The sequence below is a fragment of the Lentibacter sp. genome (assembly GCF_965658795.1).
Taxonomy (GTDB): domain Bacteria; phylum Pseudomonadota; class Alphaproteobacteria; order Rhodobacterales; family Rhodobacteraceae; genus Lentibacter.
Genome location: NZ_CBFHTG010000016.1, coordinates 47,783 through 66,111 on the forward strand (window position 1 = coordinate 47,783; position 18,329 = coordinate 66,111).

Below are 18,329 nucleotides of genomic sequence, written 5' to 3' on the forward strand. Positions count from 1 at the left end.
TTAATTAGTGCGAAAAAAGGCAGGCGTCGATCTTTCTTGTGGCGGACAGGCAAAATTTTAGCATTTGCGCCGTTTTGCATTAGCCCATGAAAATATCATCGGCCAGCCCCCAAAGGTCGTGGTAGCCCGCAAGGATGATCCTGTCGTCCTCGCCAAAGTCAAAGACGACACCGCGATTTGTGCTGCTGCCATAGTCGCGGATCAGGTCGCGGGCCGTGGTGGCGCTGCCCCAGAGGCTGGCGTCGATGAGCAGGCTGTCGTCGCCATTGCCAAAGCTGCGAAAGACATCTTTTTCATCGCCTTTTTGAAACACAAACACATCATCGCCCCCGCCGCCTTTGACAGTGTCGTCACCTGTGCCACCATGGAGCGTGTCGGCCCCGCCGCCGCCAACAAGCAGATCGTCCCCTGCTTCGCCAAAGACGGTGTCGCTGCCTTTGTTGCCGCGTGCCACGTCATTGCCTGCGCCTGCGCTGACAAAATCGTCTCCCTTTTGCCCTTTGATGATGTCGTTGTCGTCTTCGCCAAAGAGCGTGTCGTCAGACTTGCCGCCGCGGAGGGTGTCGTGGCCAGCGCCGCCGCGCACTGTGTCATCGCCCGTGCCTCCGAGAAGACTGTCGTCACCTGCGCCGCCTTCGAGGCTGTCGTGTCCCGCGCCACCGTCGAGCGTATCGTTCTCGGCGTTGCCAAAGAGGGTGTCATCGCCTGCTTGGCCAAAGATCATATCGGTGTAGGCCCCGCCCTCCACCCGCTCGCTGCCCGCGGAGCCATATGTCTCCAAGACAATGTTTGCGCCGATGCTCTCAAACGGCAGGGCGGTGTCGTTGAAGATAAAATATTCGACATTCTCAAATGTGTCGGTGCCGTCAGCGGAGGTGATTTGCAGAGTGCCTGCAACGTCCAGCTCAAAGCTGGCGTTGGCGAAACTGTCGTTGATGATGGCGGTGTCTGTGCCAGTGCCGCCGTTGATGCGGTCATCTCCGCGCCCGCCTGTGAGCGTGTCGTCGCCATCGCCGCCAAGGAGTGTGTCTGTACCCCAGTCGCCCGTCAGCGCATCAGCGGTGGCGCTGCCTGTCAGCTCTTGGGCGGGCATGGTGAAGCTGCGGTTGCTGTCTATCACAAGAGCCGCTTGCACCATGGGCAGGCTGAGCGCCTCGGTGCCGTTTATCTGAAGCACTTCACCCCGCCACGTGAGGGTGGCGTTGCGCCCCGAAATCGCAATATCCACTGCGGTTGTGTCATAAAGAAAGGGCCAGCTTGAGAGGTCGATCCTGTCTTTTGCCGGGTCGAAATCCTCTATCCTGTCAGCTGTGCCGCCCGCGCTTATGACAATAATATCGTGGCCATCACCGCCGATCAGCGTGTCTGAGCCAGCCCCGCCGAGCAAAATATCATCGCCCGCGTCGCCGCGCAAAAGGTCGTTGCCTGCCCCGCCTGCCAGAATATCGGCGGCGTTTGTGCCTGTCAGCGTGTTGTTGGCAGCTGAGCCAAGCTGTGGCCCGCCAAGTACGCCAAGGTTGGCCGTGAGCATGGTGACACCTTCGCCTGCCTGCGTGGAGACGAAGACCTGCAACGTTTCACCCGACAGATGCAGCGCCAGATCGGTAACGCCAAGAAGCGGGGCGGCGGCTGTCCCTTCAAGGCTGGTGAGGTGCACAAGCTGCCCGTTTGGGGCGAGCTGAAACAGGCTCACGCCCCCGTCGCCCCCAGCGGCGGCGACAAAGATATGGCCGTTTGCCTCAATGGTCTCCAGCGCAGTTATACTGCCGAAGCGGGTCTCTTGGGTGTCAAGGATATGGTCAACAGGCGTCAGCGCGCCGCTCGCATCCAGGCTCATCACTGAAACTGCGCCACCGCTGCCGTGGCTGGGGGCCGAGGCCACAAGGACGAAGCCGCTGCCGCCGATTTCGACCAGCTTGATATCGGTTGGCACCATGAGGCCAAGGCCCGAGGCTGCGCTGATGCTTGCGTGCAAAGTGGCGGTTGTGCCTGACAGCGTAAACAGGCTGACGCCTGCTTCTTCTGCGCTGCCTGTGACCAGATACGAGGTGCCAGCGAGCGTGGCTGTTGCAAGGGCTGACAGGCCCGCCAGATGGCTTGCGCCCGTGTCTGAGAGTGTTGCGACGGCTGTGTTGCCACCGCCCCAGCCTGATATCTGGAGTGTGCTGCTGCCCAGTTCGGCGCTCACGAGGCTGGAGCCGGTTTGTGCAAGCCAGTTGAGCGGGGCGCTGCCGAGGCCTTCAAGCGCGTCTGCTGTTACGAGCGCGCCGTTGGTTGCAAGGCTCACAACCTCGGCATTTGGCCCTTGGTGCTGGCCTGTGAGGACGAGCAATTCGCCACCCTGCTCGGCGAGTGTGATCGGGTGGCCTGTGCCCGTGGCCACGGTGGCTGTGAGCGTGAAGGTATGTGAAACCTCGGGTAGGCCGAGCGCGCTGTTGAGCGAAAAGCTGGCTATGCCGCCATCTTGGCCCGAGGCAGCCAGCAGATAGGTCATGCCGCCGACATGAGCGACAGCCAGAGAGCTGACGCCGAAATCAAACAACGCGTCGCCCGCCTTTATATGACCCGCAAAACTCAAGGTTGGCATTTTGGCCTGCTCCAGAAATGTGGAAGCAGATGTGCCGCGCGACAGCGGCTTTTCTTCGGGCCGGATTCTGGCAGGAAGGCGGTTTGTCGGTCAGATTTGAGGTGAGTTTAAAACGATTTGTCTCAGCCGTTGAGCTTGAGGTGCAGGGCTATCGCTTCGTCGAGGTCATCAAAGTAGGTCAGTTGACCCTCGTGCATCAGCAGCCCGCTGTCACAGAAGTTGCGCACCATTTTCATCTGGTGGCTGACCATGATGGCGCTGGCGCTTTTCACACGCTCGCGAAACACCGAGCGGCTCTTGCGGGTAAAGCGCGCATCGCCCACGGCGGTTGTCTCGTCGATGAGGTAGGTATCAAAAGGCACACCCATAGACAGCCCGAAGCCAAGCCGCGCCTTCATCCCTGCGCTATAGGTGCGGATCGGGGTGTAGAAGTGTTCTCCAAGCTCGGCGAAGTCCCGCACAAAAGCCTCCAGCGTGGCGGTGTCCACACCGTAGACCCGAGCCACAAAGCGCACGTTTTGCTGGCCTGTCATCTCGCGGTTGAGCGAGCCGCCAAAGCCAACGGGCCACGACATGGTGCCGTCGGTCACCACGCGTCCGCTGTCGGCGGGGATCGCGCCTGAAATGATGTTGAGCAGTGTGGACTTGCCCGCGCCGTTGCGGCCCAGAAGCGCCAATGCCTTGCCTGTTGGCAGCTCGATGTTGAGCCCCTGAAAGATATACTTGCGTTGCTGTCCGACGATGTAGCTTTTTGTCAGGTTTTCGAGCCGGATCATGGGACTTACCGACTGTCGCGAATAGAGTAGTAAATCAGTGCTAGAATAGTCCAACCGAGTGTGAGGAACATGGCAATAAGCCCCAAGAGTATTTCGCGCTGGGGATATTGGGCTGACTGAGGGAAAGTGGGCTCCAGGTGGGCAGCAAGATAGCTGCTTTGGCGCGAGGCCTCGGCGCGGGCCACATCAAGCGAGGCAAGTGCGCCGCGATAGCTCTGCTCGGCGTATTCGCGGTTGACCACAAGGCCCTCATACTCGGCCAGAAGCGTGGGGTAGTCGTCGCCAACGACATCATCGTTGCCCAAAATCACATTGGCTTTCTCGGCTTCGATACGGGCGCGGATGACATTGATCAGGTTCTGGGATTGTACAAAGCGGGGGTCGCTCTGGGAGGTGTTGATGGCGAGCAGGTCAGCTTCGACCAGCGCTTCGGCAAGCTGGGCTTGTAGCGTGTTGACGACGCCAAGGCGGCCCTGAAGATCGGCGTCAAGATCGACGATTTTGTTTTTGGTGCGAAACAGGATCAGATCTTCCCGTGATTTGCGCAGGCGTTCAACCGCAAGGTTGAGATCTTCCTGGGCGTATTTGATTTTGTCCTGTCGCGCGGTTGCGTTGAGTTTGTTGATCAAGTTCTGACAATTTTTCAGAACGCTGTTGGCAATAGCGAAAGCTGTGTCAGGGTCAAAAGCGAGGATTTGAACCTCGATGAGCCCTGCTGCGCGGTCATAGGATATGCGGGCGATCTTACTCCAGAAGTCGACCTTTTCTTCAAGGTTTGAGTCGCTGGCGAGCGTGAAAAACGGGTTGCTTGCGTGATTTGCGGAGTAGTGTGAAACAAGATCGATCTCGCTGTCGATGCTTTCAACGATGTTCTGGTTTTGCAGATATTCAAACAAAACATCGGTGTCAGACTGTGTCGAGCCGCCGGTGATTTGCGAGGCGATGCCAAAGATATCGGAGGCCGAGGGGCCACCCTCTTTGCGCACTGTGAAGCCGACTGTCGAGGCGTATTGGTCATCGGCGCGGGCCCAAAGATACCAAGCGCTGAGCAAAATGGGCAGCACGACCAGCGCCACAAAGCTGATCAGCAGGCCCCAGTGACGCGGTTTCATCTCCGCGGCTTGTGCCATTGGCGGCACGGGTGGGGCCGCTTGCGTGGTGTCGCTTGCGCCGGAGGTATCGTTGCTGCTCTGAGACATGGGGTGTCTTTCTTCTGCCAAGTCGATCTGCTGGTTTGATCTTTTCACAATTAAATTACATAGCTGGCGTATTACATGCCAGCTTTATGGAGCGCAAAAGGCGAATATGCCAGACGGTAAGCAAAATACTCTTCCCGCGCGGCGCGGGCTTGATACAAACCTGTGGCGCGAACGGCTGCGGACTATGTTTGCGCTCGTTTTGCGTGAGATGGCCGTGCTCTATGGGAAGAATCCCGGCGGATATATCTGGGCGATCATTGAGCCGCTGGGGGCGATTGTCATATTGTCGGTGGCCTTCTCTCTGGTGCTGCGCAGCCCCTCTTTGGGCACGAGCTTTCTGTTGTTTTATGCAACGGGGATGCTGCCGTTCCTGATGTTTCAGACCATCGCGCGGGTGATCGGCAATGCGCTCGGCTTTTCCAAAGCCTTGTTGCAATATCCGAGCGTTCTTTGGCTTGACGCCATTTTTGCCCGGCTCTTTTTGCACGTGTTGACAGGTGTGACCGTGACGGCTGTGGTTTTGACGGGCATCATGATTTTTGTGGAAAGCAGCCAGCAATTGCACCTTGAGTACCTCTTTGTTTCGATGATCGGGATGGTGCTTCTCGGGTTTGGTGTGGGCCTTATCAACGCGGTTTTGTTTGGCCTTCTGCCTGTCTGGCGCTCTATCTGGGGGATTGTGACGCGCCCGCTTTTGTTGGCTTCGGGGGTTTTGTACATCTATGAAGATCTGCCGCGCGCGGCGCAGGATGTGATCTATTACAACCCACTCATTCACCTCACCACATTGTTCCGTCAGGGTATCTATCCAACTTACAGCCCGCAATTTGTATCACCCGCTTATGTGTTTGGGATTTCGATTGCGTTTACGGCGTTTGGTCTGGTGCTTTTGCGCCGCTATCATCTGCGTGTTCTTGAGGCGAGATAAGCGCTTTGATGTCAGCAGCCGTATACCTGACGCGCTTGCCAAGTGCATCGCTCAGGGCAAGTTTGAGCAGCCGCAGATAGAGTGGGCGCTCGGCGCCATATAGCCTTGCGCGCTTGTGCCACGATACAGCCTTGAGTGCGATAAGCGGCCAGAACAGCACCGGCCCTGCCACCTTGCGATACACCAGCGTGACGTTGCGATGGTAGAAGTAGACCTTCCACAAAGGGGAAATCAGCATATCGCTTTCTGACAGGGTCTCGCAGTCGTGTACAAATGCGATTCGCGGGTCAAAGCCCACGCGCCCGCCCGCTCGGCGCACGGCGAGGGTAAAGAGCACATCATCGGCGTAGATGAAAAGCTCACCGCGCGGAAAGCCGGCTTTGGAAATGGCGCGGCGTGAGATGAACTGGCCAACAAAAGACCCTCCATCAACATCGAGCGGCTGCTTTTGGGCGTAGTCTTGTGGCCCGATATGAAAAGCGTTGCGCCCTTTGAGGAGCGATGCGCCAAACAGCGGTAAGCTCCAGAACGGGTTGCGCCAAGGCTTGTTCATTTCGCAGATGCGCCCGTTGGGGTAGCGCACGGCTGACAGCCAGACATCGTGGTCATCACGCGGTGCTGCATGAAACCGGGCCAGTGCGCCTGTGTCGGGGAAGGCATCGTCATCCATCAACACGTACCAGTCGCTGGGCTCTGTGGCCTCGGCATGGCGTAGGGCCGCCTCAAAGCCGCCTGCGCCGCCTGTGTTGGTGGGTAGCGTCAGCACGGTGAGGCGCGGGTCTTTCAGCGTGGCAAGGTAGGCATCTGTGCCATCCGTCGACGCGTTGTTGCAGACGATCAGCTTTGAAAGCGTTTTTGCATCATGGGCCAGCAGGCGCGCCAGCGTCGTTTGGAGCGCTTCAAGCCTGTTGTAGGTCACGACAATCGCCGTGAGGCGCTGGGGGCTAGTCATGTGCGTCTCGCTTCTGTGTCTCTACTGCGAGGCGGTTTTGCCAGAAGCTACGCTGGGTGTAGGCTGGATAGCCAGTGCGCCAGCGCTCTTTGATCGCTTGGTAACGTGTCAGAGCGACGACCATTGCGGCAAAGAACGGGAGGCTGAGCGCGAGAGCCTTGGCCTTATTGTGGCGCACTGTGTAGGCGCGGGATGTCTCAGGTGAGATATAGGTGATCTGACGCGCCCCCCAGAGTGGGCGCCGCGCGCCGCGCTGCTCGGCTGGCAAGGTGATGCTTTTGCCAAGCCAGGAGAACGCGGGCAGCAGGTGGCCATTGAACGTGAGCTTCATAAGCAGGCGCCAAGGCAGAGACGCGTGGGCCGTCTCCTTGGGGGGTGACAGGCTGTCGACTGGTTGCCAGCGCTCTGTCTGTGTGAGCGCCGCGATCTCTGCGCGCCGCGCGGCGACATCTGCTGTCCGCGCAAAAAGCTCGGGCCCTGCGAAGGCATCATCAACAGCCAGTTTTGCGGCAGCGAGTGTTTCGTAGTGGCAGGCCAGTAGGCTACGCAGCCAGAAGCGCGCAATGATCTTGGCAATCCCGATGCGCCCGATCTCAAAGGCGGGCAGAGCGAGATGGTGCGCAAGGTGGGAGCGCAGGTCGAGATAGACGGTGAGGGGCGTTTCCTTCACGGGGAAATCCTCATCCTGATAGGACAAGACGCCGGGTAATGTGACGATGTCAAAGTCGTGTGCGAGTGAGAAGCTCACATCATCTCCGCGCACGAAGAAGGGGAAGGGCATATGCTTGAGCGCGGAAACGCTAAAGGCAAAATACCACCAGCCGCCGTAGAAATCACTTGGGTTGCGCGGGGTCGTCGCGCTTTCGAGGCGCTGCACCTCTTCTGCCTTGCGCAGATCCAGCCCCTGAAGCTCTGGCCGGCAAATCATGTGGAAGCGTGCGCCGTTTTCCCAGAGCTTGTGGGGCGCTTGTGACTGTGCAACTGCGCCGGCGACAGCGACGCTCTCGTCTTTGGCGTAGGCCAGAAAGGCCCATGTTCTTGCGATGGCGGGCATATGCACCGAGGCGTCGTCATCCATGAAAAGGCAGTGGGTGGCGCCAGCGCTTTCGGCCTCAAGAAACCCGCGCGCAAAGCCTCCCGACCCGCCAAGGTTTTCATTGGGCACACAAGTGACGTACTGGCTGGGTGGCAAGGTGAGGGACTGTCCGTTGTCTACAACGATCAGGCTGAGGTTTGCCCCAATCGGGGAGGCGCTGGCGAAGGCTTCAAAGCGCTGCACTGTTTTGTGCACCTGCGCTTCGCGGCGGTATGTTGTGATGCAGAGGGCAAGTTTGGGTGTGCGGCGGGGCGCGTCATGCGTGGCCCAGTCTGCGGCTGTCAGGGTGCCGCTTTCAGACAGGCACTGCAGCTCAAAAAACAACAGCGCCGAAGCGCGGCCTGCCAGCTTTGAAAGGGGCACAGGTAAGCTAACATTGGTGCTTTCGGTGAGCGAAACTTCTTCTGTGTGCAGCGCCTCTGCTGGGGCTTCGCCCGATGCGGCAAAGAGCGTGAGCCGAAACTTGCCATGGCCTGCCAAGGTGAGCATGAGCGATTGGAGCGGCGCGACGCGGGCCCATTTGCCATAGTTGAAAATGTTGAAATATGTATCTGTGCGCAGGCTGTCGCCTTTGGCAAAGCCGATTTGGGCTGTGTCTGGAGTATAATCGGCTCCTGCGCTGAGCCGCAGATAGGACGCAAGGCTCGGATCAAGCAGGGGATTGGGCCATAACAGGGCTTGTAACAGTGTTTTTACTCGCATTACGCGGCCCTAAACAGTCAAGAAAACGAAATCTTTATATCTAGCGCCTAGTGTGTCGGTACGTTTTTGTCCAGCGCTTGCATGGCGTTGGGTGATGTGATCAAACCGTTAAAACGGTTTGACTGGTGTGTTTTTAAAGGTAGCAAAATTGTATGATTAAATCGTTGCTCTTTCACATCGGTGATCCGAAGACGGGGACAACGTCAATCCAGGCGGCTATGCAGGCGCGGGCCTGTGACTGCCCGACTGTTTCTTTGGCTGTGCAAAGAGAAGCCAACGCTTCGGCCTTGGCCAACTCCCTCAAACAACCCAAAGGCACCGCCGAAAAACGTCGCAAACACTTTAGCGATAAGGCGCAGTGGGCCACGGAGGAAACGGCAGATCTGGGCCTGATATCGGCTGAGTTTTTTTCGGGGGTATCGCCAGAGGCTCTGCGCGGCGCGCTACAAGACTTTTTGCCAGAGCATACCGAACAGACACGCATATTGGCCTATGCGCGCGCGCATTCAGACCGGTTTGTTTCTGTCTATGCACAGAGTGTGAAAGCAGGTGGTTTTCAAGGCGATATGGACGCTTTTTTGCCTGTAGCGCTCAACAAGGCGCGTTGGAACTATGCGCCGCGTTTCGCGGCATGGCGCGAGGTGTTCGGTGAGCGCTTCACTCTGCGCCCGTTTGTGCGCAGCGAACTTTTTAAAAATGATGTTGTGCAAGATTTCTTCAATCAGGCTTTGCAGGGGGAAGCTTTTTCGCTGCGCCCGATGCCCAAGGTGAACGAAGCGCTGACAGTGCCCGAGCTTGCCGCGATGCGCCAAATTCAGGATGTGCTGACAGACCGCGGAATCGCGCGTTATTTCAGGCTTTCTCTCGGGGGCGCTTTGGGCCGCGCTATGCCGCAACATGCAAAGCGCTTGGGCGGCAAGCCTGTCTTGACCAAGCTACACGCAGAGGCGCTTTTTGCGCGCTATGCGAAGGATGCTGCCGAGACAGACCGCCTCTTTTTTGAGGCTCCGATCCTCATGCGTGCGCAGGAAGAAGCCGTTGCGCAGGCCGCTCAGGTCGAACAGAGCTTTGAGGCCGAGGCCTACTATAGTGCCCGACGAATTGCCAAAATGCGCAAAGTGGCAGGCCAGATAGCCGATGCGTTTGAGGCTGTGCCTGGCGCATGGCGCGCCGACTATCAGTATCTGCGCGGGCAGAGGTTTGTTGCGTTGAAAGACGGGCCAGACGCCCGACAGCGGATGAAAAACGCCAAACACGTTTGGGCTTTGATCCATAAGTTGAGTAAATTGATGCTCAACTGAGTGTGGCGGTATATGTTCAGGATGTTTTGAGACGGATGATAAAGAGACTGCTTATTCATATTGGTGACCCGAAGACGGGCACTTCGTCTATTCAGGCGGCTCTGCAGGCGGGGGCGTGTCACTGCGCCAGCGTAACGATCTGGCCGCAAAAAGAGCTTAACGCGGTGGGGTTGGGCAAGTCGCTTGCGCCCAAAAGCGGCAATCCACATGACCGCGTGGCACAGTTTAGCCGCCTCGCGCGCTGGGCGCGGCAGTCGGACGCTGATATTGGCGTGGTTTCAAGCGAGTTTTTTGAGCGTGTAGCGCCCCAGGATTTGCGCAGCGCATTGGAAGAGTTTGTGCCAGAGCTTGCGCAAGATGTGCGCATTCTGGCCTATGTACGCCCGCACTGCGGGCGCTTTGTTTCGGCCTATGGCCAGCGGATCAAGACAGGTGCGTTTACAGGGCCGCCAAAGCAGCTCGCCAAAAAGCTGATTGAGAACGAGTTCCTCAGCTATCTGCCGCGCTTTAAGGCTTGGGAGGCGTGTTTCGGCGCAAACTTTACCCTGCGCCCTTTTGTGCGCAGCGCTCTTTTTCGCGGCGATATTGTGGAGGACTTTTTTAACGTGGTTCTGGAGGGGGCTGCGTTTGAGCTGTCAGGCGCGTTTCGGATCAACGAGGCCTTGGCTGTTGAAGAGATGGCCGCTTTGCGCCATCTGCATGTGCGGCTCATAGAGCAGTCGCTTGACAGAAGTCTGCGCCACCAGGTTGGCAGTGCGGTAAGTGATGCCTTGAGCGGCTTGAACGGGCGCTTTGAACGGCGCCTGGAGCTCACCGCGCGTGATGCCAGCGAGATTGTGAAAAAATTCGGCTCTGATGCGCGCGCTATGGACGACCATTTCTTTGGCGCGCCTGTCTTGCAAGAGGCGATGCAGCAGGCGGCGGCACAGGCGACAGCCACATTCCCGAATGTGAAGCCGGAGGTGTATTTCTCAGAAGGGCGCTTGGCTCGAATCCGGAGAGCTGCTGACGCATTGAGCGTGATTTTGAAAGAGCGGCCAAAAGACTGGATGCAGGACAGGCTTGTTCAGGAAGGCCAGTTTGAGGACACGCTTGCAACCAAGCTTGTTCGTAAGCTGCAAGATAAGCACATCGCGCAGGTATGGGCTTTGGTGGCTGAGCTGGCAGAGCTCATGTTGCCTGAAGAGACGCTGCAAGACGCTGTGCAGGGGGTGTAAGGGGATATGTTGAGCGCGATGAAGCTCCCAAGCTGGCTTCGGCCCCAGCCCAAGTTTGCACCTAAGTTCGGGCAGCAGCTTTTTGTGCACATCGGGTGCCACAGAACCGGGACAACCTCTATTCAGAACTACCTAAGAACCAACGCGGCTTTGCTGGCAAAGCGAGGCTACTACCTACCCTTTGGGCGGGGCCGTCAAAGCGCGTTTGTGAGCCGGCTTTTTGACGGCGAATTGAGTGTTGAAGAGTTTGCCGAGCAGCTGCACGCCGGGGCGCTGGAACATGTGGGCGCAGCGGCAAAGATCGTGTTGAGCGATGAAGATATCAGCCAGAAAACCAATCTTGAGCTGCTTCAGGGCTTGCGCCATTTCTTTGATGTTAAAATCATTTTCTCGATGCGGCGACAGGATATCTGGCTGGAGAGCTGGTATTTTCAGAACGTGAAATGGCAGTGGAACCCCGCTTTGAGCCATTTGACATGGGATGCCTTTCTAGGCGTGCGTGAACAGTTCCATTGGATCGATTATGCTGCGCATTTGGGGCGGCTTGAGGCTTTGTTTGGCCGTGAAAACCTGCTGCTCTCGGTCTTTGAAAAACGTCAGATGCCAGAAGGACCGGTTGTAGGGTTTTGCCACCAGTTGGGCCTGACGGATTTGGACGGGTTTTCTACGCCTCCGCATGTGAACTCGTCACTCTCTGCCGAGATGACGGAATTTTTGCGCCACCTGCCGTTGGATGCGGTCGAGACCTCTGCGCGTGCTGTTTTTCGCAATGCGCTTGACCGTGTTGACCGCAGTGTCCTTGGACACACCGCCAAGCAGAGCGAGCGGCTGATGTCACCAGAGGCGCGCAGCCATGTTCTGGAGCAGTATGCTGCGGGCAACAGGCGTGTGGCAAAACGCTATTTTGGGCGCCAAGATCTGTTTCTTGATCCGCTGCCCAAGCCTGAAACACCGCTCGCAACACTGGATATCCCGAGCGAGAGCGAAGCCGTTGTTGCGCGCTATGTCGGCCCGATGCTGATGCAACTTTTGCAAGATGATAAGCTTGTTTTGCCTGAGACCTCGACCAAGCGCTGAGCGCACTAGCTGCGCTGTGCCCAGGCGGTAACTGTATGATGAGGCACGTTGGTTTTGCCCCGTAGCCCGTGCACGAGTGCGCGCGCGGTTAGCATGAGGTAGCGCAGACGCTCACCTTTGTAGCGACGGGCTTTCAGCGCCCATTTGGCGGCAACGAGCGGTAGCGCCAGCCAAAACAGCCAGCCCATCGTCAGACGATAGATGAGGATCAGGTTGCGGTGGTGGTAATAGCTTTTCCACAAGGGAGAGAAGCGGCCACGTGCGGCGGGCTGGCTCTCAAAGTCGTGCTCAAACCGCAGTGAGGGATCAAACAAAACTGTGCCGCCGGCCTTGGAGAGCCCGAGCGTATAGAGCACATCATCGCCGTAGATGAAGAGGTTCCCATTGGGGTAGCCAACACGGTCGATCGCACGCCGCGAGACAAAAAGCCCAACAAAAGAGGCCCCGTCAACGGGTTTGGCTGTGACCGTCTGGCTATAGTCTTGCGCGCTGAGGTAGAAGGCATTGCGGCCCCCTGTGAGGATTTTTTGGGGCAGGCCGCTGTGCCACATCGGGTTGCGAAACGGGCGGTTCATATCGCAGATGCGCCCGTCTGGGTGGTAGACGGCTGCGGCCCAAGCCTCGGCTTTTGACCGGTCTTGTGAGACAAAATCGGTGAGCGCGCTGGCTGTTGGGCGCGCATCATCATCCATGACAACAAGCCAGTCGGGGTTGTAGGCGTTTACCGCCTTGCGCAGTCCGGCTTCAAAGCCACCTGCACCACCTAGGTTTTCGCGCATGTGCAGACAGGTCAGGCGGGGGTCTGTTTGAGAGCTCAGCCAGGCTTCTGTGCCATCGCTTGAGGCATTGTTGACCACGACCACAGCGGCAAGAGCCTGTGCAGGTGTGTCGCGCAGGCGCTTCAGGGTGGTTTTGAGCTGCGCAAGCCTGTTGTGTGTCACAACCACGGCAACGAGTGTTGCCCCTTTGGTTTGTTTCTCTTGCATTGCAGGCTCCCTGGCCGCGTCTGGCCTTGCCAGAGCAATAGGCTATTCGCCAAGGGCAGGTCAAACGGCAAGGCTGCGAACGCAGGGTTAACAGATGTTAAACAGCGCGCGTCTAAGCCTTGGGCAATCTGATTGAATTAGGAGAGCCCAATGCCTGAAGTATCTGCGCGGCTGGAACTGCCATTTATCGTGCCGTCCCAAGCTCAGAAACATGTCACCCACAATGAAGCGCTGCTACGGCTCGATAGCTTGGTGCAGCTTACGCTTGCGGGGGCTGATGAGGTCACCCCGCCCACCACGGTGGAAGAGGGGCAGGCCTATGCCATCGGGGCCAGCCCGAGCGGAGACTGGGCGGGCCAGAGTGGTCAGATTGCTTTCTGGCAAAACAACGCTTGGCATTTTGTCACCCCTCAAGAGGGGTGGCGCGCATGGGATCAGGCCACAGCCCAATTGCTTGTCTTGGGGCCAAGTGGCTGGAGCCCAGCTACCGGCGATTTTCAGAATATGGCCGGTCTTGGCATCAACACGAGCTTTGACAGCACCAACAAGCTGTCTGTGGCCAGTGACGCGACTTTACTCACCCATGATGGCGCGGGCCACCAACTCAAGATCAACAAGGCCAGTGCCTCTGACACGGCTGCGTTGCTCTATCAAACGGGGTTTTCAGGGCGCGCGGAGCTGGGTCTTGCGGGGGATGACAACTTTCATCTGAAAGTCTCCGCCGACGGCAATGGCTGGACCGAGGCGCTTTTGCTCAACGCCACAAGCGGGCTTGCAAGCGGGGCTGCTGTTCAGTCAGACGCTATAGATGCAGGCAGCGGCAAGCTGATGACAACGGGGGCTTTTGGCCTTGGCGGCGCTGCGCCCGACTGGCCTGTCGGAGATCTGGACGATGGTCATCTTGTTGGCACAGGATGGTACTATAGTGGCTCGGCGGCCAACCGCCCAGCCGGGGCGGGCTTCATTGCGCATACGCGCCGCTCTGCAAACGGGCAGCACCAGATGTTTGTCAGCGTGAGCACACCGGGTGCAAACTTTATGCGCACCAAATCCGGTGCTGGCTGGACAGATTGGGTGGCGCTCGTACCTGAACATGGGACAAACGCGAACGGTCACTACACCCGTTTTGCCGATGGTACGCAGATCTGCCACCATGTTTCGCCCGCGTTGCAGACCAATAGTTTTGCGGTTGGGTCAACGGGCTTTCATGCGTCAAACGCATTTGTTTGGGATTTTCCGGCCAGTTTTGTCAGCTCGCCTGTGACGACGGCTACAGCTCTGCGCGAAACAGGGGCTCATAGCCATTGGGCCATGATTGCGAGTGGCCACAGCACATCAAGTGCGCGCCGCGGGTTTCTGCTCGTCGCGGGGGATCCGATCCACACAGGATTTTTGCATGTGACGGCCATTGGCCGTTGGTATTGAGGAGAGCCAGATGAGACTAGAATTTACCCCCAGCCGTATGAAGGAAGAAGTGGTGCTTGAGCGCCGTGGCGATAGCCTTGTGATCAATGGAGAGGCGTTTGACTTTGCGCCGCTGCCGGAGGGTGCAGAGCTATCAGCCGAGGCGATTGAGAGCGACTGGTTTACAGGTGTTGTGCGCCGTGAGGGCGGGGTTCTCCACCTGTCTGTCCGCTTGCCCCACGGGGCACATGCTCCGGATGAAACGCTGTTTCCCGCGCCTGTGATCATGTCACAAGACGGGCCGGTTCCGACGCCGCCATACGACAGCAACGACAACAACGAGGAGGCTCAAAATGGGCAAGATTGATTTTGGCCAGATCGTGGATGCCGAAACGCGCGCGGAACAAGCCGCCCGCCAGCGTGCCGCAGATATCAAGGCAGATTGTGCTGCACAGATCAGCGCGGTCATGACCGTGACAACGTCGCTAAACCTGCAGGGTGCAGCGATCGCAGGTGAGCTTGATGCGGGGCAAATGGATGTTATGCGCGCAGGGCTCGCTTGGGTGCGTGACATGCAGCAAGCCTGCCGCGCAGCGATAGCCGAGGGCGGTGTGCCCGAGTGGCCAGAGGTGCCCGCAGGGTTGGTTGCGCTGGCGTGGGAGTTCTGACGCCAAAGCTCTCAGATGTCGCCGCGTGTGCGGTGGTATAGGTCTCTCAGATAGTCAGAGCTTGGCAAAGCCCGATCCACCACCCGCAAAAGAGCCCTCTGGCTCTGGGCAAGTGCATCATTGATCATGTTGGAGCGAGCCTGCCCCAGAAGAGCGAGTTGCGCGAGCGCCTCGCTCTTTTTGTCTTGTGCGAGGCTGTGCAACAGCCGCGAGGTAACGCTTGTAGCATCAGTTGCTTTGGCCTGTAGCGGTGCGGGCAAACTTGCCAGAAAGCTCTTGGCCTCGGCGAGTGTTTCAAATGCGGCTTCAGGGGGGGAGAGCGCGAGCGCGTCGTCTAGCCAGGGCAGGCAGTGTGCCAGCCGCGCGTCTGCTTCGCTGCCCTCTGCTACAAAAGCTGTGGCCGCTTGAAAGGCGTGGGCGGCGCTGGCCTTCGGTATGGGGCGCAGCAGAAGGGGGGTCTCGGCAAAAAAGCTGAGGCTCTCTGACTGAACCAAGCTGTGAAAGGCAGCCCATGTTTGGGCAAGTGTTTGGGTTGGCTCAGGCTTACGCATGTCTTTGGCGTGGCGCAAAATCTGGCGCATATCGGGGTGCAAAGATGATACGCTTGGGCCCGTCAAACCAGAGCGCTTGGCCTCGGGTGCTTGCACAGGGTGATCTGGGTCAGCGACATAAAGAGCGCGCCGCGTGATCAGGAGCTGAGAGCTGTTTGTTGCCAGTCGTAACAAGAGTGCATCGATACCTGCTAGGTAAATGCGCTCTTGCGCCGAAATAGGCAGGAGAACGCTGGTGCCGTCGACTACGCTTGCCGCGAGTGCAAGCGCCTCTGCCGCAGAAGTAGAGCGCTCTGCGCGCATGAGCTGAGCGCCAGTGCGCCGCAAGAACCCATGCAAAACATCGAGGCTTGCGTCTGATGAGCCGCGATCAACCACCACACAAGCGCAGCCTGCTGCAATGGCTTGACCCAAGTTTGGCAGAGCCAGCTCAAGATCGGCGGCATCGTCCTGAAGAATGAGGCAAAGTGTTAACATGCGATGGCCTCTGCTTTCGGTTCTGCCTGCATTTGAAGGGCGAGTTGTAGCGCCAGTTTGGGATCGGTCTTGACGAGTTTTTCATAGGTGGCTGGAGCTAGACTTGCAGCGATAAACTTAGCGGCTCTGCTGCGCAGCTCTGGCAATATGTCGGCTGTCACCATGCTTTCAGCCCAGAGAAACAGGTTGCTGCAAAACCTCAAGAAAGCCAGCTGGCCGATGCTCTGTTCGGGGGCGGCCTCAAATGCGAGCCGCAAGCTTTCGAGCGCAACGAACATTTCCAGCCGTGCTCTGCTTTTGGTGTTGCTGATACGTGCACCCTCTGGCGCTGTGGTGTGCAGCGCAGCAATGCGGCTGGACGAGAGCACTGTGTCTGCGGCCAGAAAACTGCGCCAGTGCAGCTCGATATCGTTGTGCACGGTGGTCTCTGTGCAGCGCAGGCCGTGAGCATGGATAAATGCGGTGCGGTAAATCTTGTTCCAGGGGTAGTTGCTTGTCTCTGCCAAGATCCAATGCGCCTCGGGGGTGACTGTTTTAAGCGGCGCCGAGAGGCTGCCAGCAAGTTGCCAAAGCCCCGTGTCAGAGGGAAGCTGGCCGCTGTAACCGCTGGCCTCTAGCCCGCTGTCGTGGTGGCGGAAGATGCAAAAATCAAACAGCCGCCCCTCAAGCTCTGCCCAGAGGCAGGGAAACTCGGGCGTGAACATATCGTCGCTGTCAAAGAAAATTACGTGGTCACACCGAAGATGCGCGATAGCACTGTTGCGCGCAGCTCCTGCGCCCTTGCTCACACTGTGTCGCAGAAGTTCAACAGGGTCAGGCACGTTTACGGGGGCCTCTGAGCCATCATCAACCACAATGATTTGCGCAAAGATGCCGAGGGTTTTTGCCTGCGTGAGCAGGCGTGTCAGGTTGGCCTGATCATCACGCACAGGTATGATCAGGGCGAGGCTCATATCACAAAGACACGCAGGTCAAGGAACGAGATGTCAAAGGCTTGCACGGGTAAGAAGACCACAAGTTCGCGCCAGTCTGCGCGTGCAGGCACCTCGGCGCTGAAATGGGCTTGCATGACGTCCATGTGTGTTGAGTCTTCGGGGCGGAAGAGCATGTGTTTGTCAAAGAAACTGTCCACAAACCCCTCGGACGTCTGGCTGCGCAGGCTGACACGTGCAACGGCGATCTCCGGCGCGGCAATACGGGCAACAAAGCCGATCAGACTGTCTTCGCTCAGGTCACGGGCCGGAAGGCTGAGGTGAAGCGCGCACCAGCTTCCCGCGTCAGAGGCGGGCTTGGCGGATATGTCCAGAAGCCTTCCAACGGGTGAGCGGTAGTCTCCCCCCATCTTCAAGAGCGGATCGGCTTGAAAAGAGAAACCTTCGATGAACTTTGTGCTCGTGCCCAGTGGGCCATGGGCTGCCTTTTCGCGCAGAACGCCAAGGCTGTAGTTGGCTTGCCCGTCAGGACCAGGAACAAGGTTCGCACGTGATTTTCTGAACATATAGGTCTCCTCGGGTCTGCAAAGTTTGTGGATTATAGCCCTTGCAAGCACAAGCTCAAATATCTGTGCGTTCACAGTGGCACGGGGTTGAGCATGTTTAGCCACAGTTCGCTAACCTCTCTGTGTTAGCTCTTTTATTCTGCGAAAAATTAGACAAGATTTACCTATGACCAATACGCAAGATCTCTGGCCCGAACTCTCTCTGCCCGATGCCGAGGCGTCGTATCTGCGCGGCGTCTATAGCGGCGCGCGGGTTATTCTGGAGTATGGTTCGGGCGGCTCGACGACCCTTGCGGCCAGTCTGGCGGGCAAACGCGTGTTTTCTGTTGAGTCTGATAAAGCCTGGGCCTTGCGGCTCCAGACCCAGATCGATGCACAGGACCTGCCCTCGCCAACAACGCTCTACCACGCCGACATCGGGCCGACAGGCGCCTGGGGCCGCCCGCTGGACGGGTCGCACTGGCAGCTTTTCCACACCTACCCTTTGGCAATCTGGGACCAGCCCTACTTCCTTGAGCCCGATGTGGTGCTGATCGATGGCCGCTTTCGCGTGGCCTGCCTGATGACAACACTGGCGCGGATCACAAAGCCTGTGACCATCCTGTTTGACGACTACACCGAGCGCCCCAGCTACCATGTGGTGGAGCGCTACATAAAACCCAGCGAGACCGTGGGGCGCATGGCCGTCTTTGAAGCCAAACCCGGCCTCGTGACCCTTCAGGACCTGAGCGAGATCGTCGCGACGTTTATGATGGCAAGCTTCGTCGGAGAGAGCGGGGCTTATGACAAGGCGCTTGCAAAGCTTGTGTGAAAAGTTTGAACTAGGCTCTTGACCCATTAATCCGCTTGAGACCATCAGGGTAGCGTGATTCAAGTTCCCAAAGCTTTGGGGGTATAATGAGCAATCTTT

17 protein-coding genes are annotated in these 18,329 nt (G+C 58.1%); 8 read left to right on the forward strand and 9 right to left on the reverse strand.

Features of this window, described 5'->3' with window-relative positions; genetic code table 11:
* Positions 1–79 precede the first annotated feature (79 nt).
* The 3 genes from ACTG3X_RS11430 to ACTG3X_RS11440 all read right to left on the reverse strand — a co-directional run bounded on the left by ACTG3X_RS11430 (position 80) and on the right by ACTG3X_RS11440 (position 4,562).
* Positions 80–2,587, reverse strand: coding sequence for a hypothetical protein (locus ACTG3X_RS11430; protein ID WP_439111399.1), 2,508 nt, complete (start codon positions 2,585–2,587; stop codon positions 80–82).
* Between the two features lie 122 nt (positions 2,588–2,709).
* The gene (locus ACTG3X_RS11435) at positions 2,710–3,363 is read right to left on the reverse strand and encodes an ABC transporter ATP-binding protein (protein WP_439111400.1); all 654 of its coding nucleotides are present in this window, start codon (positions 3,361–3,363) and stop codon (positions 2,710–2,712) included.
* A gap of 5 nt (positions 3,364–3,368) precedes the next feature.
* Positions 3,369–4,562 (reverse strand): sugar transporter, encoded by a 1,194-nt coding sequence (locus tag ACTG3X_RS11440; protein ID WP_439111401.1) that lies wholly within the window; start codon positions 4,560–4,562, stop codon positions 3,369–3,371.
* Between the two features lie 106 nt (positions 4,563–4,668).
* On the opposite strand from ACTG3X_RS11440, the gene ACTG3X_RS11445 reads away from it, so the two are divergent.
* Complete coding sequence (locus tag ACTG3X_RS11445; protein ID WP_439111402.1) at positions 4,669–5,490, forward strand: ABC transporter permease; 822 nt, start codon at positions 4,669–4,671, stop codon at positions 5,488–5,490.
* Here ACTG3X_RS11445 and ACTG3X_RS11450 read toward each other — a convergent pair.
* Positions 5,429–6,442, reverse strand: a complete 1,014-nt coding sequence (locus tag ACTG3X_RS11450) for a glycosyltransferase (protein WP_439111403.1) — start codon at positions 6,440–6,442, stop codon at positions 5,429–5,431. The two genes, ACTG3X_RS11445 and ACTG3X_RS11450, sit on opposite strands and share 62 nt — an antisense overlap.
* Positions 6,435–8,240 carry a glycosyltransferase gene (locus ACTG3X_RS11455; RefSeq protein WP_439111404.1) on the reverse strand — a complete coding sequence of 602 codons (1,806 nt, stop codon included), beginning with the start codon at positions 8,238–8,240 and terminating at the stop codon, positions 6,435–6,437. Before ACTG3X_RS11455 ends, ACTG3X_RS11450 begins: the two co-directional genes overlap by 8 nt.
* Positions 8,241–8,392: 152 nt before the next feature.
* On the opposite strand from ACTG3X_RS11455, the gene ACTG3X_RS11460 reads away from it, so the two are divergent.
* The 3 genes from ACTG3X_RS11460 (at position 8,393) to ACTG3X_RS11470 (ending at position 11,835) form a co-directional block, all read left to right on the forward strand.
* Entirely contained in the window at positions 8,393–9,541 is a 1,149-nt protein-coding gene (locus tag ACTG3X_RS11460) for a hypothetical protein (RefSeq protein WP_439111405.1), read from the forward strand.
* 35 nt (positions 9,542–9,576) lie between these two features.
* On the forward strand, positions 9,577–10,758 hold the full coding sequence (locus ACTG3X_RS11465) for a hypothetical protein (RefSeq protein ID WP_439111406.1): 1,182 nt from the start codon (positions 9,577–9,579) through the stop codon (positions 10,756–10,758).
* A gap of 207 nt (positions 10,759–10,965) precedes the next feature.
* Positions 10,966–11,835, forward strand: coding sequence for a hypothetical protein (locus tag ACTG3X_RS11470; RefSeq protein ID WP_439111407.1), 870 nt, complete (start codon positions 10,966–10,968; stop codon positions 11,833–11,835).
* 5 nt (positions 11,836–11,840) lie between these two features.
* On the opposite strand, the gene ACTG3X_RS11475 is transcribed toward ACTG3X_RS11470, so the two are convergent.
* Positions 11,841–12,821 (reverse strand): glycosyltransferase, encoded by a 981-nt coding sequence (locus ACTG3X_RS11475; RefSeq protein ID WP_439111408.1) that lies wholly within the window; start codon positions 12,819–12,821, stop codon positions 11,841–11,843.
* 150 nt (positions 12,822–12,971) lie between these two features.
* On the opposite strand from ACTG3X_RS11475, the gene ACTG3X_RS11480 reads away from it, so the two are divergent.
* The 3 genes from ACTG3X_RS11480 to ACTG3X_RS11490 are packed head-to-tail and all read left to right on the forward strand — an operon-like array spanning position 12,972 to position 14,893.
* The gene (locus ACTG3X_RS11480; protein ID WP_439111409.1) at positions 12,972–14,246 is read left to right on the forward strand and encodes a DUF2793 domain-containing protein; all 1,275 of its coding nucleotides are present in this window, start codon (positions 12,972–12,974) and stop codon (positions 14,244–14,246) included.
* A gap of 10 nt (positions 14,247–14,256) precedes the next feature.
* Positions 14,257–14,592: a hypothetical protein gene (locus ACTG3X_RS11485; RefSeq protein WP_439111410.1), complete on the forward strand. Its 336-nt coding sequence runs from the start codon at positions 14,257–14,259 to the stop codon at positions 14,590–14,592.
* Positions 14,579–14,893, forward strand: coding sequence for a hypothetical protein (locus tag ACTG3X_RS11490; protein WP_439111411.1), 315 nt, complete (start codon positions 14,579–14,581; stop codon positions 14,891–14,893). The genes ACTG3X_RS11485 and ACTG3X_RS11490 overlap by 14 nt, the downstream gene beginning before the upstream one ends.
* A gap of 11 nt (positions 14,894–14,904) precedes the next feature.
* Here the strand turns inward: ACTG3X_RS11490 and ACTG3X_RS11495 are convergent, their stop codons facing one another.
* From ACTG3X_RS11495 to ACTG3X_RS11505, 3 genes are read right to left on the reverse strand one after another with little or no spacing between them, the layout of a single operon-like run.
* The gene (locus ACTG3X_RS11495) at positions 14,905–15,921 is read right to left on the reverse strand and encodes a hypothetical protein (RefSeq protein WP_439111412.1); all 1,017 of its coding nucleotides are present in this window, start codon (positions 15,919–15,921) and stop codon (positions 14,905–14,907) included.
* Positions 15,915–16,874, reverse strand: coding sequence for a glycosyltransferase family 2 protein (locus ACTG3X_RS11500; protein ID WP_439111413.1), 960 nt, complete (start codon positions 16,872–16,874; stop codon positions 15,915–15,917). Before ACTG3X_RS11500 ends, ACTG3X_RS11495 begins: the two co-directional genes overlap by 7 nt.
* Positions 16,871–17,419, reverse strand: a complete 549-nt coding sequence (locus ACTG3X_RS11505; protein WP_439111414.1) for a hypothetical protein — start codon at positions 17,417–17,419, stop codon at positions 16,871–16,873. The genes ACTG3X_RS11500 and ACTG3X_RS11505 overlap by 4 nt, the downstream gene beginning before the upstream one ends.
* A gap of 166 nt (positions 17,420–17,585) precedes the next feature.
* Here ACTG3X_RS11505 and ACTG3X_RS11510 point away from each other — a divergent pair, with 166 nt between their 5' ends.
* Positions 17,586–18,230, forward strand: a complete 645-nt coding sequence (locus tag ACTG3X_RS11510; protein ID WP_439111415.1) for a hypothetical protein — start codon at positions 17,586–17,588, stop codon at positions 18,228–18,230.
* Positions 18,231–18,329 lie beyond the last annotated feature (99 nt).

Bases quoted from the DNA above. Each gene is read 5' to 3' on its own strand.
- ACTG3X_RS11465 (WP_439111406.1), top strand. From the start codon at position 9,577: ATGATAAAGAGACTGCTTATTCATATTGGTGACCCGAAGACGGGCACT.
- ACTG3X_RS11495 (WP_439111412.1), bottom strand. From the start codon at position 15,921: ATGTTAACACTTTGCCTCATTCTTCAGGACGATGCCGCCGATCTTGAG.
- ACTG3X_RS11505 (WP_439111414.1), bottom strand. From the start codon at position 17,419: ATGTTCAGAAAATCACGTGCGAACCTTGTTCCTGGTCCTGACGGGCAA.
- ACTG3X_RS11430 (WP_439111399.1), bottom strand. From the start codon at position 2,587: ATGCCAACCTTGAGTTTTGCGGGTCATATAAAGGCGGGCGACGCGTTG.
- ACTG3X_RS11490 (WP_439111411.1), top strand. From the start codon at position 14,579: ATGGGCAAGATTGATTTTGGCCAGATCGTGGATGCCGAAACGCGCGCG.
- ACTG3X_RS11440 (WP_439111401.1), bottom strand. From the start codon at position 4,562: ATGTCTCAGAGCAGCAACGATACCTCCGGCGCAAGCGACACCACGCAA.
- ACTG3X_RS11455 (WP_439111404.1), bottom strand. From the start codon at position 8,240: ATGCGAGTAAAAACACTGTTACAAGCCCTGTTATGGCCCAATCCCCTG.
- ACTG3X_RS11500 (WP_439111413.1), bottom strand. From the start codon at position 16,874: ATGAGCCTCGCCCTGATCATACCTGTGCGTGATGATCAGGCCAACCTG.
- ACTG3X_RS11480 (WP_439111409.1), top strand. From the start codon at position 12,972: ATGCCTGAAGTATCTGCGCGGCTGGAACTGCCATTTATCGTGCCGTCC.
- ACTG3X_RS11450 (WP_439111403.1), bottom strand. From the start codon at position 6,442: ATGACTAGCCCCCAGCGCCTCACGGCGATTGTCGTGACCTACAACAGG.
- ACTG3X_RS11475 (WP_439111408.1), bottom strand. From the start codon at position 12,821: ATGCAAGAGAAACAAACCAAAGGGGCAACACTCGTTGCCGTGGTTGTG.
- ACTG3X_RS11485 (WP_439111410.1), top strand. From the start codon at position 14,257: ATGAGACTAGAATTTACCCCCAGCCGTATGAAGGAAGAAGTGGTGCTT.
- ACTG3X_RS11435 (WP_439111400.1), bottom strand. From the start codon at position 3,363: ATGATCCGGCTCGAAAACCTGACAAAAAGCTACATCGTCGGACAGCAA.
- ACTG3X_RS11445 (WP_439111402.1), top strand. From the start codon at position 4,669: ATGCCAGACGGTAAGCAAAATACTCTTCCCGCGCGGCGCGGGCTTGAT.
- ACTG3X_RS11460 (WP_439111405.1), top strand. From the start codon at position 8,393: ATGATTAAATCGTTGCTCTTTCACATCGGTGATCCGAAGACGGGGACA.
- ACTG3X_RS11510 (WP_439111415.1), top strand. From the start codon at position 17,586: ATGACCAATACGCAAGATCTCTGGCCCGAACTCTCTCTGCCCGATGCC.